Genomic DNA, 15,537 nt, shown 5'->3' with positions numbered 1-15,537 from the left:
ATGGCCGTCGACGGCATCCCGATCGAGGTGCGGAGCCGGCGGGAGCCGGCCCGGCGGGCGGATCGGCTCCGTTCGACCGGTGGGATGGCACCATTGCCCCGGGACGTGCGATGACGTCCGCCACAGTGACCAGGAAGAGGACCGAGGATGTCGAACGAGACCGAGTTCGTGAAGGGCGTCGACAAGTTGCACGCCTTCTACACCGAACATGTCCGCATGCTGGCCCATGCGTACGACCTGACGGACAAGCAGGCGGCCACGCTGCTTGACGAGTACGGCTTCCACAACGTGGCGCGATCCATCTTGTACCCACCCCGCGTGCAGGAGATCCCCGGCTGGACCGAGGCGGGACCGGCTGACGACTGACCCGTCGCCGGCCGCCGGCGCCACTGTCCGCGGTGGAGCGTCCGTCCGCGGTGGTGACCGTCCTCGGAGGATGACCAGAGGGCGCCTCCCGTCACGGGAGGCGCCCTCTGGATGCTCAGTGCTGTCGGTGTGCGGCCGTCACTTCGCGGCGGGCGCGGACGGGCCGGTGATGTGCAGCACGTCAGCGGTGTGCTTCATCGTCTCGTACGCCAGCTGCGGATCGTCGGAGAGCCGCTTGCCGTAGGTCGGGATGACTTCCTTGATCTTCGGCGTCCACTCCGCGATCTTCTCGGGGAAGCAGCGCTCCAGCAGCTCGAGCATGATCGGCACGGCGGTCGACGCGCCCGGGGAGGCACCCAGCACGGTGGCCAGGGTGCCGTCCTCGTTGGCGATCACCTCGGTGCCGAACTCCAGCTTGCCACCGCGGCCGTCGGAGTTGGTCTTGATGATCTGGGCGCGCTGACCGGCCTTGATCATCCGCCAGTCGGTCATGTCGGCGCTCGGCGAGAACTCGCGCAGCTCGCGCAGCTTCTGACCCGGGGTCATGAAAATCATGCTGAACAGCAGGCGGATCAGCGCCACGTTGTCCTTGGCCACGTTGAGCACGGCCATGATGTTGCCGGTGCGGATCATCTTCGGCATGTCGAGCCAGGACCCGAACTTCAGGAACCGCGGATCCACCCCGGCGTACGGCCCGAAGAGGACCGACCGGTTGGTGTTGATGATCCGGGCGTCCATGTGCGGGTTGGACATCGGCGGCGCGCCGACCTTCGCCTTGCCGTAGACCTTCACCGTGTGGGTGGCGACGATCTGCGGATCGGTGGTCGACAGGAACGCACCGGAGACCGGGAACAGTGCGTAGCCGTCGACCTCGGGCACCCCGGCCTTCTGCATCATCTTCAGCGCCCAGCCGCCGGCGCCGTTGAAGACGAACTTGGCGCGGACGAACTTGTCCGCCCCGCGGCCCTCGTCGCGGCGGCGGTGGTCGGCCACCCGCAGCGTCCACGAACCGTCGGAGTTCTGCTTGAGGTCGGTGATCTCCTTCGAGGTCTCCACGAACACGCCGTGGTACTCGAGGTAGTTGAAGATCTGTCGGGTGATGGACCCGAAGTTCACATCGGTGCCGGTCGGATCGTACGTGACCGCGACCCGCTCGTGGGGGTCACGCCCCTGGATCAGCAGCGGCGCCCACTCCTTGATCTTTTCCTGGTCGTCGGAGAACTCCATCTCCGAGAACAGCGGATTCTCCTTCAGGCCCTCCCAGCGTCGACGGAGGAAGTCGATGTCCTCCTCGCCGTGCACCAGGGACATGTGCGCGCAGGCGTTGATGAAGGTCTCCGGGTGACCGAGGACGCCCTTCTCCACAAAGTGCGCCCACAGCTGCCGGCTCACCTGGAACTGCTCGTTGATGTCGATGGGCTTGGAGCTGTCCATCGAGCCGTCGGGCATTTCCTTGGTGTAGTTCAGCTCACACAGCCCGGAGTGTCCGGTGCCCGCATTGTTCCACGGATTGGAGGACTCCTTGGCGACCTTCGGCAGACGCTCGAAGCCCATGATGGTCCAGTCCGGCTGGAGCATGTGCAGCATCAGTCCGAAGGTCGCGCTCAGCACGCCACCGCCGATGAGTGCGACATCGACTTCCTCGGCCTCGACCGGCCACCTGCCTGGATTGTGCCTGCGCTTGCGGAACGCCACAACTGCTCCTCACGACTGCCTATCGAACATGGGTGGTGTCCACCGGCCACCCGCCGACATGGGCAGTCAGGTGCACGACACCGTGCGTCCTTCGCGCGTGCCTGCGGGGCTCCACCGGACCGGAAGGATGTGCTGGGCCCACGCTACGACCTCGTGGGAAGCCGTACCAATCGCGTGTCATCCCCGCGCACCGATGTGATGATAATGACATTGACCGGCTCCGTACGGTGGGGCGCAGACGGCGTACGACCGTACGCCGGCGGCCGCTCGATCCGACGGATCGGCACGGCCTGGATCGGCACGGCCTGGATCGGCACGGCCTGGATCGGCACGGCCTGGATCGGCACGGCCTGGATCGGCACCGTCCGGATGGACCACCCGGTGAGGAGGCGATGATGCTCGACATCTCCGCGGAGGAGTTCGAGAGGTACGTCGACGAGGCTGTCGAGTCGGTGCCGGCGGCGCTGCTCGACCTCGTCGAGAACTGCATCTTGGTGATCGAGGACGAACCGCCGCTCGGCGAGCCCCACCTGCTGGGCCTCTACCAGGGCGTCCCGCTGGACCGTCGCGGCATCGACTACTCGGGGGTGCTGCCGGACCGGATCCTGATCTTCCGCACCCCCTTGATGCGGATGTGTCGTACGCCTGCCGAGCTGCGCGAGCAGGTCCGGGTCACCGTGGTGCACGAGATCGGCCACTTCTTCGGGATCGACGATGCCCGCCTCCATGAGCTCGGCTACGCCTGATCCCGACGAGCGGCGCGGCCGTGGCGACCCGACCGACGTCTCCCGGTCCGCCGACCGATCGGGCTTCTCGGATCAGGGCGGCCGCGGTGGTCGGTCGCCGGCGGGGTGGCTGGCAGGGATCCGGGCGCGGACACTCGCGGCCTACCGGGCGACCGGCGCCGATCTCCCCTGGGGCGACCTCCGGCGGGCTCACGGGGTCGCGATGGAGGGCTACTTCTGGCGGTTCACCGATGTCGAACGGTCCCGTGTCGTGATCGCGTTGATCGGGGTCAACCGCGGTCCCCACGGCCCGTGGGCGACCGTCGCGCTGGCCGGCAGCAACGGCTTCCTGCGCACCGCGGCGCTGCCCGGGGCCTGGGCCGATCCGTACGGTCTGGGGGCGGCGTCTCCCGGGTCGGACCCGCATCTCTCAGTCGTGCCCGACCCGGCCCCGCCTCCCGACCCGCCCCTGCCCCCCGTCTCGCCCCGACGCGGCGGCCGCACCTCGGTCCCACCGTCCGCCGGGAATCACCTCTTCGTCGGGAACGACCGCATCCTACGGGTCGACCTCGGGCCGGACGCCCGACTCGATCTCCGGCTCGATCCCGCCGACACCTGGCCGGCGCACCGGGCGCTGGGAGGGTCGAGCGGGTTCCAGCTACTGCCGGGGCTCAACCAGTACTGGCATCCGTGGCTGCTCGGCGGCCGGGCGGCCGGTGAAGCGATCCTGGGCGGCGAGATCTGGCGCCTGGACGGTGCCGCCGTGTACGGGGAGAAGAACTGGGGCAAGGAGGGCTTCCCCGAGGCCTGGTGGTGGGGCCAGGCCCAGGGCTTCGCCGAGCCGGCGGCCTGCGTGGCCTTCGCCGGCGGGAAGGTGGTCGCCGGTCCGCTGTCCACGACTGTCACCGCACTGGTCGTCCGCCTCCCCGACGGCCGGCTGCTGCGGTTCGGCAACCCAGGGACCAGCCCGGTGCGGGCCGATATCGGCCCCGGGCAGTGGCACCTCGACGGGCGTGGCCGCGGCTGGCGGGTGATCGTCGATGGCGCCGGCGACCCGTCCGCGGCCCACGTTCTGCCGGTGCCGCTGCCCAGCCAGCAGCGCAACGTTGCGGGCGACGTCGAGCATCTGGCCGCCCGGATGGCGGTGCGCGTCGAGCGCCGGGGCCGTACGTCCTGGGTGGGGGAGAGCACCCTGGCCGGGCTCGAGATCGGCGGGTTCGACAGTGCCCGTGAGGAGTTGCGCCGTCGCGGTGCACCCGCGGATGCGATCGACGCGCCGCCTGCGGCACCCGCTGGGGGTCGACGCGACCCGCGCCGGGCGGGATGATCGGGGCATGCTGCTCACCCGGCTCGTGCAGACCTCGGCGGCGGTCACCGCGACCCGCTCGCGGATAGCGAAGCGCCACCTGCTGGCCGAAGCGCTGGCCGAGTCAGGGGATGCGACCGAGGCGGACATCGTCGCCTCCTACCTGTCCGGACGGCTGCGACAGCGGCGGACCGGGGTCGGCTGGCGGTCGCTGCTCAGCCTTCCCGAGCCGGCGGCGGCGCCGTCGTTGACGCCGGCCGAGGTGGACGCGGCGATGGCGGCGCTGTCCGGGCTGTCCGGGCCGGGGTCGGGCGGGGCTCGCGATCGGGACGTCGCCGCGCTCTTCGGGCGCGCCACCGCCGCCGAACAGGACTACCTGCGCCGCCTGGTGATCGGCGAACTGCGCCAGGGAGCCCTCGACGCGCTGCTGTTGGAAGCGATCGCCGAGGCGGCCTCGCTGCCGGTCGCGACGGTGCGCCGGGCGGCGATGTTCAGCGCCTTCTCCGGCCCGGTGGCCGCCGCGGCGCTCGGCGGTGGGGAAGCGGCGCTCGCCGCGTTCCGACTGGAGCCGCTGCGCCCCGTACGCCCGATGCTCGCTTCACCCGCCCCGGACGTGAGCACCGCCCTCGACGGCTTCGCCGGTGCGCCGGTGGCGGTCGACGCCAAACTGGACGGCATCCGGATCCAGGCACATCGGGCCGGCGACGAGATCGCGATCTTCACCCGGTCCCTCGACGACATCACCGAGCGGGTCCCCGAGATCGTCCGGTTCGTCCGCGGTCTGCCGGTGGACGCCGTCGTGCTCGACGGGGAGGCGCTGCTGCTCGGGCCGGACGGTCGCCCGCGCCCGTTCCAGGAGACGGGGTCGCGGACGATGACCCGTCAGCATGCGGAGCCCGGGGAGCAAGCCGGGCCGGGGGACCAAGCGGATCCGGACGAGCAAGCGGGGCCGGGACCGACCGCACCGCTGAGCGCCTTCTTCTTCGACGTCCTGCATCTCGACGGTCGTGACCTGATCGACGCACCGGCCGGTGAACGGTTCGCGGCGTTGGCCGCCGCAGTGCCGGCGGAGGCGATCGTGCCGCGGACGGTGGTGGCCGAGCCCGCCGCCGTCCAGGAGTACTTCGCGACCGTGCTGCAGCGCGGCTACGAGGGGGTGGTGATCAAGGACCTGTCAGCCCCGTACGCGGCCGGCCGTCGCGGCGCGGCCTGGGTAAAGGTGAAGCCACGACACACCCTGGATCTGGTCGTCCTGGCGGTCGAACGGGGCAGCGGTCGCCGGTCCGGCCTGCTCTCCAACATCCACCTCGGTGCCCGCGACGGGTCGAAATTCGTGATGCTCGGCAAGACGTTCAAAGGGATGACCGATGAGATGCTCGCCTGGCAGACGGCGCGGTTCACCGAGCTGAAGGTCGACGACAACGGCTGGGTCGTCACGGTCCGTCCGGAGCAGGTCGTCGAGGTGGCGTTCGACGGGGTGCAGCGCTCCGTCCGTTATCCCGGTGGCGTCACGCTCCGCTTTGCCCGGGTGCTGCGCTACCGCACGGACAAGACGGCTGCCGAGGCGGACACGCTGGACACCGTCCGCAAGCTCGCGGAGGGCTGATCGGGAAGCTCGCTGGGCGACCGGCGACCGGCGACCGACGACCGACGTACGGCGCCACGCCTCGGCCGGGTGCCGGTCACCGTCCGGGAAATCAGCCCCAGTCGGCCAGGTCCGCCCAGATCACCGGCCACGGATCGCGGCGGCCGTCGCACACCACGATCGGCTGACCCTGCTGGAACATCTTGATCGCGTGGCCGTTGTCGAGGCGGCCGACCTGGGTGCACGACACGAAGTGGTCGGTCAGCGTCGTGATCGGGATCCCGACCGCGACCGCCGCGGTGGCCGTGGTGGGTGGCGGCGTCAGCCAGCCCAGGGAGTTGTGGCCGCTGTAGACGGCGGGCAGGCCCATCTCCGGACCGTACCGGTCGATCGCCCCGGCCTCGCCGTAGTCGCCGGCCAGCACCACGGTCGCGCCCGGGCTCTGCGGGGCGTACGTACGGTACGCATCGGTGACCTGGCCCACGTAGCGTGGCCAGAAGCTGGCGTCCAGCGCCAGCGGGTTGACGTAGCGGGTGGGGCTCTTCTCGATCGGCATCACCGGCAGGTCGAAGACGATGCTGGTGAGGGCGTTCGCGGCCAGCAGACCGGCCACCACGCGCTGTCGCCGGACGGTGGTGGCCCACCCGGCCACCGGCACACAGCCGATCGCCAACAGGACCGAGACGATGCCCACCGGGTAGTAGGCCTGGCCGGCGACCGGCACCATCAGGAGCAGGAAGATGACCAGCGCGGGGATCACGAACCGGGCCCGGCGCCAGGCCGGCCGGCGGACCAGCGCGACGATCCCGGCGACCCAGAACGGCAGCACGAACGGGCCCATGATGATCGGCAACAGGCTCCACATGCTGCCGCGGACGTCGGCGTTGTTCGACCCGGCGAGCGCCATCCCGAAGGTCAGCTGCGGCCAGCCGTGCTGCGCCTGCCACCACAGGTTCGGCAGCGCCAGGACCAGCGCCAGCCCGCCGCCGATCCAGGTGCGGCGGTCGGTGAGCTGGTGCCGCGGCCCGGCGAGCAGCATGCCGGCCAGCAGCACCATCACGAAGGCGATGATCAGCCACCGGTTGTAGGTGGTGAGCCCGATGACGGCGCCGGCGGCGATCCACCAGCGGGTGTCGTCGCGGAGCACCGCGCGGCAGATGAACAGGGCGGTCAGCCCCCACAGCGGCAGGTCGATGGTGGCGGTCAGCAGGTTGTGCCCCAGCGCGAGCGGCGTCAGCGCGAAGGCGTACGCCGCGGCGGAGATCACCTGGGCCCGCCGGGCGCCGCCGAACTCCCGGGTGATCAGGACATGGACGTACGTCGCCAGACACGTCGCCAGGGTCGCGGCGAGCCGGATCGACCAGGTGTGGTCGCTGAGGTGCGAGAGCGTCCGCACCAGGAACGGGGTGAACGGCGGCTGGTCGACGTAGCCCCAGGCCGGCGGCAGCATCCGGAAGTAGAGCTCGTCGCGCTGGTAGCCGTAGCCCGCGCTGTAGAGCGTCATCACGACGACCTGGACGGCGACGACCAGGTGCACCCAGCGCGACAGCGGGATGCCGCCCGGATGGCGACTGCGGAGTGCAGTGCGCAGGCGTGCGACCGCGGACGGTCCGGCGGCGGGTCGGGCGTCCGCCGAGGACCGGGCGGTGGTCCCTGGCTCGGTGCGCGGACGGGCACTCTGCGCGGCGGCCTCGGGGCCGGACAGCTCCGGCAGGGTGCGCGCCGCCGGGGTGGGGTCCTGGGGCGGTGTCATCGGCGCCCCGCTGCTTCACCTCCGAGCAGCACCGGCGTCGCCGGTGTGCCGTACGGGTCGGGCGGAGCACAGGTCATGGGACGAGGTTAGTCGACGTACCGGTGAGGATGAACTCGTCGTGGCCGGGCGTGCCGCCGCCCGGAGGCGTCGTGGCGGGTCGGGTCAGGGCTTCCGGGCGATGGTGTAGCGGACCTGCTGGGTCAGGTGGAGCAGGCCGTCGGCGCCGCGATCAGCCTCCAGCAACGCGCCGACCCGGTCGACGACCGCCGTGCTCTCGTCCGGTGGGACCGCGTCCCAGATCTGGCGCATCCCGAGGGTCATCGTCCAGTCCCGCCACGCGGCGGCATCGGGCAGGGCGACCTCGAGCGGTTCCTCGTAGATGGTGACCTCGGTCGCGCCGGCCTCGCCGAACAGGAGACCCAGTGATTCCGGGGTGGCGAACGGTCCGGCGACGCCCGAGGTCCGAGGGTCTGCCACCGTCGGGGCGTAGCGCAGGATCTCGGCCTCCGCGTGCCGCCACGCCACGTCCTGCGCGCCGAAGGTGCTGATGCCGATCCGTCCTCCGGGCCGCAGCAGGGCGAGCCAGTCACGCAGCGTCCCGGCCGGGTCGGGATCGAAGAAGAGGACGAGCGAGGCGGCCACCAGATCGAAGGTCCCGGCAGGCAACGTACGGGGCGTCGCCTCGCCGACCAGGGTCCGGACGTTCGCGGTCCCGGCCGCCTGCAGTGAGTCCGTCAGGAGGCGGATCATCGCCGCCGAGATGTCGGCCGCCACGACGTGTCCGGTCTCGCCGACCGCCCTGGCCAGCGGAAAGGTGGCGGCGCCTCGCCCGGCACCGACATCGAGGGCCGTTGCGCCGGGAGCAGGCGAGAGCAGGTCGACGAGCCGATCGGCGATCGGGGTGAACCACGGGATCGGGCCCTGGTCGTAGACGGGGGCGAGGCGGTCGAAGAGGGCGCTGATCCTGGTGCGCTGCACCGACGGGTCGTCCATGGGGAAAGTGTTCGACGCGGCCGGGACGTGGTCAAGACCTCCCCGGGCGACGATCGGGCAACGGGGTCATCCGTCCCTGGAGGTCGCGGGGGGCGGAATGCCGAAGGCCCGTCCCATCGGGACGGGCCTTCATGTTGTGTCCGAGAGGGGACTTGAACCCCTATGCCCTAAAGCGGGCACTAGCACCTCAAGCTAGCGCGTCTACCAATTCCGCCACCCGGACAGGTGTGCTTGCTGGCCCAGGAGTGCCGGGCAGCGATGTAGGACTATACCCAAGCCGGTCGGGGAACGCCAAATCGCCCTGTTTTCGCGGGGTTGGATGTCGGTTCACCGGATTGAACCACCCGGCACAATGGGGGACGTGCCACCCAAGCCCCGCCAGCGTCCTGAGAGCGACTACGACGTACGCCGCTTCTCGGTGGGCCGTGAGATGTCGCGCAACGCCCTGCGACAGCTTCTCACCGAGGAGGCCGAACGCGGCGGCTGGGAGCTCCACCGGCTGCGGCGTTACCGCGACGGCAGCCGCGAGATCTGGGTGCGTCGCCGGATCATCCGGGTCCGTCCCACCTGGGAGGTCTTCCTCGATTGAGCGGGCCGAGCTCACTCGTGCATCGGCGGCTCGGCCGGTCGGCCGGCGCCGTCGCGGGACGGCATCGGCCCGCCTGAGACGTCGTCCAGGGCGGCGGCGATCTCCGCCGGCAGGGACATCTCCTCGATCGCCAGGCACTGCTCGAGCTGCTCAGCGGTGCGCGCCCCCAGCAGCGACGCGGTCACCCCCGGTGCATCGCGCACCCACAGCAGCGCCACTTCCAACGGTGCCATCCCCAGCCCGTCGGCCGCCCGGGCCACCGCGTCCACGATCGCCCGCGACCGCGGTTGCAGGTACGGGTCGACGAACCACGCGAAGTGCTCGGCGGCCGCCCGCGAGTCCTTCGGGATGCCGCGACGGTACTTGCCGGTGAGCACCCCCCGGCCCAGCGGCGACCAGGCCAGGAAGCCCATCCCCATCGCCCGTACGGCCGGCAGGATCTCCACCTCCGCGCGGCGGGTCATCAACGAGTACTCCACCTGGGTGGACGCGATCGGCGTCCGGGTGGTGATCGCCCGCTGCCACGACGCCGCCTGGGCGGTCTGCCAGCCGACGAAGTTGGACAGGCCGAGGTAGCGCACCCGGCCCGAGGCCACCGCGTGGTCCATCGCCGCCAGGGTCTCCTCGATCGGTGCCTGGCCCCAGGCATGCACCTGCCACAGGTCGATCCAGTCGGTGCCGAGGCGTTCCAGCGAGGCGTCCAGGTCGGCCAGCATCGCCCGCGCCGAGGTGTCGACGGCCCGTTCCCCGTCGCGGACACCGAAGCCCGCCTTGGTGGCGATGACGAGGTCCTCCCGGTCGAACTCCCGGGCCATCAACGCGCCGAGGATCTCCTCGGCGTCGCCGGCGCCGTACGCCGCAGCGGTGTCGATCAGCGTGCCGCCCGCGTCGACGTAGGTCGCCATCAGGTCGTACGCCACCTGCGGGGACGTGTCCCGCCCCCAGGTGAGGGTGCCGAGACCGAGCCGGGAGACCTGCAGGCCCGAGGAGCCGACGCGTCGCTGTTCCATGCGCGTGACTCTAATCCGGGTCGGTCCCGCGGGGTGTCGGCCGGTCTGGTGGCGGGACCGCTGCGGTCCCGCGTCGCCGCAGCTTCCACACCTGGTCGCCGCAGCATCCACCCGCGTGGGTCCTGGGGAACACTGGGCCCATGAGCATCCACAACGAGGACCCGTTCGCGACTCCGCGGGAACTGCGCGACCCGGTCCGCCGGCTGCGCGGCCACCTGCCGGCACCGGTGACGGTGTGGACCAGCGCCGGGGCGGGCCGCCGCGACGGCTGGACGATCTCCTCGGTCCTCGTCGGCGAGGGTGACCCTGCCGAACTCGTGGCGTTGGTCGACGAGGACTGCGACTGGTGGGACCTCTGCCGCGCCACCGGCACCGCGACGGTGAATGTCCTCGCCCACGGCCAGGGCCGGATCGCCGACGCGTTCGCCAGGGTCGCCCCGTCACCGGGCGGCCCGTTCCGCACCGGTGACTGGACGGCGGGCCCGTACGGTCCGCGACTCGACGGCGCGGCGGCCTGGGTGGGCGTACGCCTCGTCGACGCCGCGCCGCCGCACGCGGGCTGGGGGCTGCTGATCCGGGCGACGATCGAGGAACTGGAACTCGCCGGGGACGTCGAGCCGCTCGGACACCGGTACGGCCGCTACAGCTGACCGTACGCTGGCCCCATGACCATCCTCCTCCTGGTGCGGCACGGCCGGACGACCGCCAATGCCACCGGCATCCTGGCCGGCCGTACGCCGGGGGTCCGCCTCGACGAGACCGGCCGGGAACAGGCCCGGGCCGCCGGCCGACGCCTGGCCGGGGTGTCTCTGGCGGCCACCGTGTCCTCGCCGATGGAGCGATGCCTGGAGACCGCCCAGGCCCTGGGGGTCGCCGATATCGTCGTCGACGAGGCGCTGGCCGAGGTCGACTACGGGGAGTGGAGCGGCCGTACGCTCGCCGAGCTCGCCCGCGAGGAGCTGTGGCGGATCGTGCAGGCGCACCCGTCGGCCGCCCGGTTCCCGGGCGGGGAGTCGATGGTGGCGATGGCCCAACGCGCCGTCGCCGCGGTCCGGGCCCGGCAGGACCGGATCGCCGACGAAAGCGGCGCCGAGGCGGCGTGGGTCGCGGTGAGCCACGGCGACATCATCAAGGCCGTCCTCGCCGACGCCCTCGGCCTGCACCTCGACCAGTTCCAGCGCCTGGTGGTCAACCCGGCCTCGGTGAGCATCATCCGCTACACCCCGGCCCGCCCGTACGTCCTGACCCTCAACAGCACCGCCGGTCCGATCCGCGACCTGCTGCCCGCCGGGCCACGGCCGAGCGACGACGCCGCGGTCGGCGGCGGCGCCGGACCCGCGGCGGAGACAGACCGTGACGCAGCCGCGGCGACGAGCCGCGACAGATCGGCGGGGCTGGGGCGTGACGGAGCCCCGGGGGCGCGGGGCGACGGGGCCGCCGGGTCGCGGGGCGACGGGGCCGCCGGGTCGCGGGGCGACGGGGCCGCCGCCGACGTCGGATCCGAGGCGCGCGCCGGCGAGCGATCCTCGACGTAGGCTGGCGTTGTGACCGCGTTCACCCTCCGTTACGACCATCCCGATCGCTTCGTCGCCGGGACCGTCGGCGAGCCCGGGGACCGTACGTTCTTCCTCCAGGTGCGTGAGGAGAGCCGGCTCTCCTCGCTGGTGTGCGAGAAGCAGCAGGTCGAGGTGCTGGCCAACCAGATCGCCCACCTGCTCGACGAGGTCTCCGCCCGGTCCCTCAGCAGCATCATCATCCCGCCGCCGGTCGCCGGTGCGGCGGACACCCGGCCGCTGGACGCACCGATCACCGAGGACTTCCGGATCGGGCCGATGAGCCTGGCCTGGGACAGCCGCCACGACAAGGTGGTGCTGGAACTGTTCTCCGACGACGTCGAGGACGCCATCACCGGCTTCGCGGAGATCGACAGCGCCGAGCTCGAGGAGGGGACCGTCTGCATCATCGGCCTCACCCCCGCGTACGCCCGGCAGTTCGTCGCTCGTGCCCAGGCGGTCATCGCCGCGGGCCGGCCGGTGTGCCCCTTCTGCCGCCAACCGATGGACCCTGACGGTCATGTCTGCCCCCGCGCCAACGGGTACCTCAATCCGCTGGACTGACCGAGCGGTCGGCGCTCCACCACGTCGCCGGCCGCGACGCCGATCCACGGTGCGCCGCGTCGAGGATGGCCGGGCCTCCGGTCGGCAAGGACGGACCTGATGCACCCCGCCCTCGCCACAACGCTGTTCGACAGACCCACACCGACCCTGCGGGTGCTCGGCCGGATCCGTACGGCGTCCAACGCCACCTACCTGGCCGAGGTCGACGCCGTCGGCGTCGGGGAGGCGCCGGTCCGTTGCGTCTGGAAGCCGGTGGCGGGGGAGCGGCCGCTCTGGGACTTTCCCGACGGCACCCTGGCGGCGCGCGAGGCTGCGGCGTACGCGCTGTCCGCGGCAGCCGGCTTCGACGTCGTCCCGACCACCCGACTGGTCCGTTCCTCGGCCGGGGAGGGAGCGGTGCAGACCTGGGTGGAGATCGACGAGGACCTCGAGGACCTGGTCGGGCTCGCGCCGGCCGACCGGATCCCGCCGGGCTGGCTCGGCGTCGTCGACGCCGTCGACGCGTACGGACGCGACGTCACCCTGGTGCACCGCGACGACCCCAGGCTGCGTCGGCTGGCGCTGTTCGACGCGGTGAGCAACAACGCCGACCGCAAGCGCGTCCACCTGCTGCCCAGCCAGGGGAGCGTGCTCGGTTGCGACCACGGTCTGTGCTTCCACGTCGAGCCCAAGCTCCGTACGGTGCTGTGGGGCTGGGCCGGTGCCTGCCTGGACCGCGAGGAGACGGCGCTGCTGGAACGGACACGTACGGTCGCCGGCGAGGTGCTCGACGGGCTGCTCACCGGTGCCGAGATCGCTGCGGTGGTGGTCCGCGCCGAGGCGTTGCTGGCCGCCGGGGCCCTTCCCGGTCCGCAGGACACCTGGCCGTCGATCCCTTGGCCGCCGCTGTAAAGTCCCGTCCATGCGTGCCTGGAGCTCCCCCGCCCTGCAGTCGGTCCCCGGTGACGGGAGTGCGCCCGTCCGTGTCCATGACACCGCCACCGGCGGTCTGTTGCCGGTGGGGCCGGAGTCGGGCGAGGCCCGGATGTACGTCTGCGGCATCACCCCGTACGACGCGACGCACATGGGCCACGCGGCTACGTATGTCGCCTTCGACCTGCTGAACCGGACCTGGCATGACCGCGGCCTCGACGTCCACTACGTGCAGAACGTCACCGACATCGACGACCCCCTGCTGGAGCGGGCCCAGGCGACCGGCGTGGACTGGACCGCGCTGGCCGTCGACCAGACCGACCTCTTCCGGTCCGACATGGAGGCGCTGCGGGTGCTCCCGCCGCGCCACTACATCGGTGCGGTCGAGGCGATCCCGCTCGTCGTGGACGCGGTGGAGGCGCTCGGCGAGCGCGGCCTGGTCTACCGGCTCGACCCCGGGGCGCCGGGCGTCGAGGCCGCCGACTGGTACTTCCGCTCCCGTCAGGTGCCGCACTACGGCGCCATCTCACACCTGTCCGAGGACGAGGCGCGCGGAATCTTCGCCGAGCGCGGCGGTGACCCCGATCGGCCCGGCAAGGCCGACCCGTTCGACTGCCTGGTCTGGCGGATGGCCCGCGACGGCGAGCCCTCCTGGGACAGCCGCCTCGGTGCCGGCCGGCCGGGCTGGCACATCGAGTGCTCGGTGATCGCCCAGCACTACCTCGGCGAGACGTTCGACGTCCAGGGCGGCGGTTCCGACCTGGCCTTCCCGCACCACGAGATGAGCGCCGCCGAGGGCCGCGCCGCCACCGGCCACCGCTACGCCCGGGCGTACGTGCACGCCGGCATGGTCGGTCTGGACGGCGAGAAGATGTCGAAGTCGCGGGGCAACCTCGTGTTGGTCTCCCGGCTGACCGCCGCCGGGGTCGACCCGATGGCGATCCGGCTGGCGATCCTCGCTCACCACTACCGCGCCGACTGGTCCTGGACCGATGCGGGCCTGCTCGCAGCGATCGACCGGCTGGACACCTGGCGGAGGGCCTTCGCCGCACCGGCCGGCCCGGACGGCGCCGCCGCGGTGGCCGCCGTCCGGGCCGCCCTGCGCGACGACCTGGACGCCCCCGCCGCGCTGGCCGCGGTCGACGCCTGGGCCGCGGCGGCGCTGGCGGGCGAGGGGACCGACGCTTCGGCGCCCGGTCTGCTGCTGCTGGCCGCGGACGCCCTGCTCGGTGTCGCTGTTGGCGTCGGCGGGGGTCCGCAGCGTACGTCGGCTAGTCTCGATCGCGTGAAGACCTTCGAGAGCCTATTCGCCGAACTGCAGGACAAGGCGGTCAACCGCCCGGACGGCTCCGGCACCGTCGCCGAGCTCGATGCCGGTGTGCACCAGATCGGCAAGAAGATCATCGAGGAGGCCGGCGAGGTCTGGATGGCGGCCGAGTACGAGGGCAAGGACGCCACCGCGCTGGAGATCTCCCAGCTGCTCTACCACGCCCAGGTGATGATGATCGCCACCGGCCTGACGCTCGAGGACGTCTACCGCAAGCTGTGAGCGCCGGTCGTTCCGCCCACGCTTCCGGGTTGGGCGGGCCGCGGCGCCCCCATTAGGGTGGGGCCGTGAACTCTGAACGTCCGTTCCTCAAGGTCGCCGTCCCGAACAAGGGATCCCTGTCGGAGGCATCGATGCAGATGCTGCGCGAGGCCGGCTACCGGCAGCGCACCGAGTCCAAGGAACTCATGGTGGTCGACGAGGCCAACCGGGTCGAGTTCTACTACCTGCGGCCCCGTGACATCGCCATCTACGTCGGAGAGGGCACCCTCGACATCGGCTTCACCGGGCGCGACATGCTGCTCGATTCCGGTGCCGCGGCGACCGAGATCAAGGCCCTCGGCTTTGGCGGGACCCGGTTCCGCTTCGCCGCCCCCAGCGAGGAGCGGATGACCGTCGAGGAGCTCGACGGCAAGCGGATCGCCACCTCCTACCCCGGTCTGGTGCAGACCTGGCTGGACGAGCGGTCGATGTCGGCCCGGCTGATCAGCCTCGACGGTGCGGTGGAGAACGCCATTCGCCTCGGCGTCGCCGACGCGATCGCCGACGTGGTGGAGACCGGATCCACCCTCAAGCGTGCCGGCCTGGCGGTCTTCGGCGAGCCGATCATGCAGTCCGAGGCCATCCTCGTGCAGCGCAACGGCGACGTCCCAGAGGGCCTCGACCACTTCGTGCAGCGGATCGAGGGCGTGCTGGTGGCCCGGGCGTACGTCCTGATGGACTACGACGTCTCCGAGGACAAGCTGGAGGCGGCGCTCGCACTGACGCCCGGTTTCGAGTCCCCGACGGTCTCCGAGCTGGCCCGCAAGGGCTGGTTTGCGGTCCGCGCGATGGTGCCGGCCGCCGACGCCCACTTGGTGATGGACGACCTGTGGGACCTGGGCGCCCGGGCCATCCTGGTCACCGACCTGGCGGCGTGCCGCCTCTGAGGCGGGGAGCC

General features: G+C 71.7%; 16 protein-coding genes, 1 tRNA gene and 1 pseudogene. 13 read left to right on the top strand and 5 right to left on the bottom strand.

Translation table 11 applies throughout. The features are described from left to right. Window positions 1–147: 147 nt before the first annotated feature. A complete protein-coding gene (locus R0146_RS14435) occupies window positions 148–366 on the top strand; it encodes a hypothetical protein (RefSeq protein ID WP_317690552.1) in 219 nt (72 codons plus the stop codon). A 138-nt stretch (window positions 367–504) separates the two neighbouring features. On the opposite strand, the gene mqo is transcribed toward R0146_RS14435, so the two are convergent. Beyond that, window positions 505–2,061, bottom strand: coding sequence for a malate dehydrogenase (quinone) (gene mqo, locus R0146_RS14430; protein ID WP_317690551.1), 1,557 nt, complete (start codon window positions 2,059–2,061; stop codon window positions 505–507). Window positions 2,062–2,265: 204 nt separating this feature from the next. On the opposite strand from mqo, the gene R0146_RS14425 reads away from it, so the two are divergent. Genes R0146_RS14425 through R0146_RS14410 form a run of 4 tightly spaced genes read left to right on the top strand, consistent with a single transcriptional unit; the run spans window position 2,266 to window position 5,698 of the window. Further along, window positions 2,266–2,457: a hypothetical protein gene (locus R0146_RS14425; RefSeq protein ID WP_317690550.1), complete on the top strand. Its 192-nt coding sequence runs from the start codon at window positions 2,266–2,268 to the stop codon at window positions 2,455–2,457. Continuing rightward, the gene (locus tag R0146_RS14420; protein ID WP_317690549.1) at window positions 2,457–2,807 is read left to right on the top strand and encodes a metallopeptidase family protein; all 351 of its coding nucleotides are present in this window, start codon (window positions 2,457–2,459) and stop codon (window positions 2,805–2,807) included. Before R0146_RS14425 ends, R0146_RS14420 begins: the two co-directional genes overlap by 1 nt. Then, window positions 2,788–4,113, top strand: a complete 1,326-nt coding sequence (locus tag R0146_RS14415; RefSeq protein ID WP_317690548.1) for a tocopherol cyclase family protein — start codon at window positions 2,788–2,790, stop codon at window positions 4,111–4,113. The genes R0146_RS14420 and R0146_RS14415 overlap by 20 nt, the downstream gene beginning before the upstream one ends. A gap of 7 nt (window positions 4,114–4,120) precedes the next feature. Next, on the top strand, window positions 4,121–5,698 hold the full coding sequence (locus tag R0146_RS14410) for an ATP-dependent DNA ligase (protein ID WP_317690547.1): 1,578 nt from the start codon (window positions 4,121–4,123) through the stop codon (window positions 5,696–5,698). Window positions 5,699–5,789: 91 nt separating this feature from the next. Here R0146_RS14410 and R0146_RS14405 read toward each other — a convergent pair whose 3' ends face one another. From R0146_RS14405 to R0146_RS14395, 3 genes are all read right to left on the bottom strand, one after another. Beyond that, window positions 5,790–7,430, bottom strand: coding sequence for a glycosyltransferase family 39 protein (locus tag R0146_RS14405; protein WP_317690545.1), 1,641 nt, complete (start codon window positions 7,428–7,430; stop codon window positions 5,790–5,792). A 162-nt stretch (window positions 7,431–7,592) separates the two neighbouring features. Beyond that, the gene (locus R0146_RS14400; RefSeq protein ID WP_317690544.1) at window positions 7,593–8,423 is read right to left on the bottom strand and encodes a class I SAM-dependent methyltransferase; all 831 of its coding nucleotides are present in this window, start codon (window positions 8,421–8,423) and stop codon (window positions 7,593–7,595) included. A gap of 137 nt (window positions 8,424–8,560) precedes the next feature. Beyond that, window positions 8,561–8,646 (bottom strand) — tRNA-Leu (locus R0146_RS14395). A 138-nt stretch (window positions 8,647–8,784) separates the two neighbouring features. Between R0146_RS14395 and R0146_RS14390 the strand changes: the two genes are divergently transcribed. Further along, window positions 8,785–9,012 carry a DUF5703 family protein gene (locus R0146_RS14390; protein WP_317690543.1) on the top strand — a complete coding sequence of 76 codons (228 nt, stop codon included), beginning with the start codon at window positions 8,785–8,787 and terminating at the stop codon, window positions 9,010–9,012. An 11-nt stretch (window positions 9,013–9,023) separates the two neighbouring features. On the opposite strand, the gene R0146_RS14385 is transcribed toward R0146_RS14390, so the two are convergent. After that, complete coding sequence (locus tag R0146_RS14385; RefSeq protein WP_317690542.1) at window positions 9,024–10,022, bottom strand: aldo/keto reductase; 999 nt, start codon at window positions 10,020–10,022, stop codon at window positions 9,024–9,026. Window positions 10,023–10,162: 140 nt separating this feature from the next. Here R0146_RS14385 and R0146_RS14380 point away from each other — a divergent pair, with 140 nt between their 5' ends. From R0146_RS14380 to hisG, 7 genes and pseudogenes are all read left to right on the top strand, one after another. After that, window positions 10,163–10,672, top strand: coding sequence for a flavin reductase family protein (locus R0146_RS14380; protein WP_317690541.1), 510 nt, complete (start codon window positions 10,163–10,165; stop codon window positions 10,670–10,672). Between the two features lie 15 nt (window positions 10,673–10,687). After that, the gene (locus tag R0146_RS14375; RefSeq protein ID WP_317690540.1) at window positions 10,688–11,557 is read left to right on the top strand and encodes an Rv2135c family putative phosphatase; all 870 of its coding nucleotides are present in this window, start codon (window positions 10,688–10,690) and stop codon (window positions 11,555–11,557) included. A 9-nt stretch (window positions 11,558–11,566) separates the two neighbouring features. Continuing rightward, window positions 11,567–12,139 carry an Rv2134c family protein gene (locus R0146_RS14370; protein ID WP_317690539.1) on the top strand — a complete coding sequence of 191 codons (573 nt, stop codon included), beginning with the start codon at window positions 11,567–11,569 and terminating at the stop codon, window positions 12,137–12,139. Window positions 12,140–12,238: 99 nt separating this feature from the next. After that, entirely contained in the window at window positions 12,239–13,030 is a 792-nt protein-coding gene (locus tag R0146_RS14365) for an Rv2133c family protein (RefSeq protein ID WP_317690538.1), read from the top strand. Between the two features lie 10 nt (window positions 13,031–13,040). Next, window positions 13,041–14,276 (top strand): annotated as a pseudogene (gene mshC, locus R0146_RS14360) (cysteine--1-D-myo-inosityl 2-amino-2-deoxy-alpha-D-glucopyranoside ligase); the annotation flags it as partial. A gap of 60 nt (window positions 14,277–14,336) precedes the next feature. Then, complete coding sequence (locus tag R0146_RS14355) at window positions 14,337–14,600, top strand: phosphoribosyl-ATP diphosphatase (RefSeq protein WP_317692421.1); 264 nt, start codon at window positions 14,337–14,339, stop codon at window positions 14,598–14,600. A 65-nt stretch (window positions 14,601–14,665) separates the two neighbouring features. After that, on the top strand, window positions 14,666–15,526 hold the full coding sequence (hisG, locus tag R0146_RS14350; protein ID WP_317690537.1) for an ATP phosphoribosyltransferase: 861 nt from the start codon (window positions 14,666–14,668) through the stop codon (window positions 15,524–15,526). Window positions 15,527–15,537 lie beyond the last annotated feature (11 nt).

Source organism: Raineyella sp. LH-20 (assembly GCF_033110965.1).
In the GTDB taxonomy this organism is placed as follows: Bacteria; Actinomycetota; Actinomycetes; order Propionibacteriales; family Propionibacteriaceae; genus Raineyella.
This window is presented reverse-complemented; position numbering and strand designations above follow the sequence as displayed.

Excerpts from the sequence above, each read along its gene's own strand:
- R0146_RS14425 (WP_317690550.1), top strand. The coding sequence starts at position 2,266 with ATGACATTGACCGGCTCCGTACGGTGGGGCGCAGACGGCGTACGACCG.
- R0146_RS14410 (WP_317690547.1), top strand. The coding sequence starts at position 4,121 with ATGCTGCTCACCCGGCTCGTGCAGACCTCGGCGGCGGTCACCGCGACC.
- R0146_RS14385 (WP_317690542.1), bottom strand. The coding sequence starts at position 10,022 with ATGGAACAGCGACGCGTCGGCTCCTCGGGCCTGCAGGTCTCCCGGCTC.
- R0146_RS14380 (WP_317690541.1), top strand. The coding sequence starts at position 10,163 with ATGAGCATCCACAACGAGGACCCGTTCGCGACTCCGCGGGAACTGCGC.
- R0146_RS14435 (WP_317690552.1), top strand. The coding sequence starts at position 148 with ATGTCGAACGAGACCGAGTTCGTGAAGGGCGTCGACAAGTTGCACGCC.
- R0146_RS14365 (WP_317690538.1), top strand. The coding sequence starts at position 12,239 with ATGCACCCCGCCCTCGCCACAACGCTGTTCGACAGACCCACACCGACC.
- R0146_RS14400 (WP_317690544.1), bottom strand. The coding sequence starts at position 8,423 with ATGGACGACCCGTCGGTGCAGCGCACCAGGATCAGCGCCCTCTTCGAC.
- R0146_RS14375 (WP_317690540.1), top strand. The coding sequence starts at position 10,688 with ATGACCATCCTCCTCCTGGTGCGGCACGGCCGGACGACCGCCAATGCC.
- R0146_RS14415 (WP_317690548.1), top strand. The coding sequence starts at position 2,788 with ATGAGCTCGGCTACGCCTGATCCCGACGAGCGGCGCGGCCGTGGCGAC.
- R0146_RS14405 (WP_317690545.1), bottom strand. The coding sequence starts at position 7,430 with ATGACACCGCCCCAGGACCCCACCCCGGCGGCGCGCACCCTGCCGGAG.
- R0146_RS14420 (WP_317690549.1), top strand. The coding sequence starts at position 2,457 with ATGCTCGACATCTCCGCGGAGGAGTTCGAGAGGTACGTCGACGAGGCT.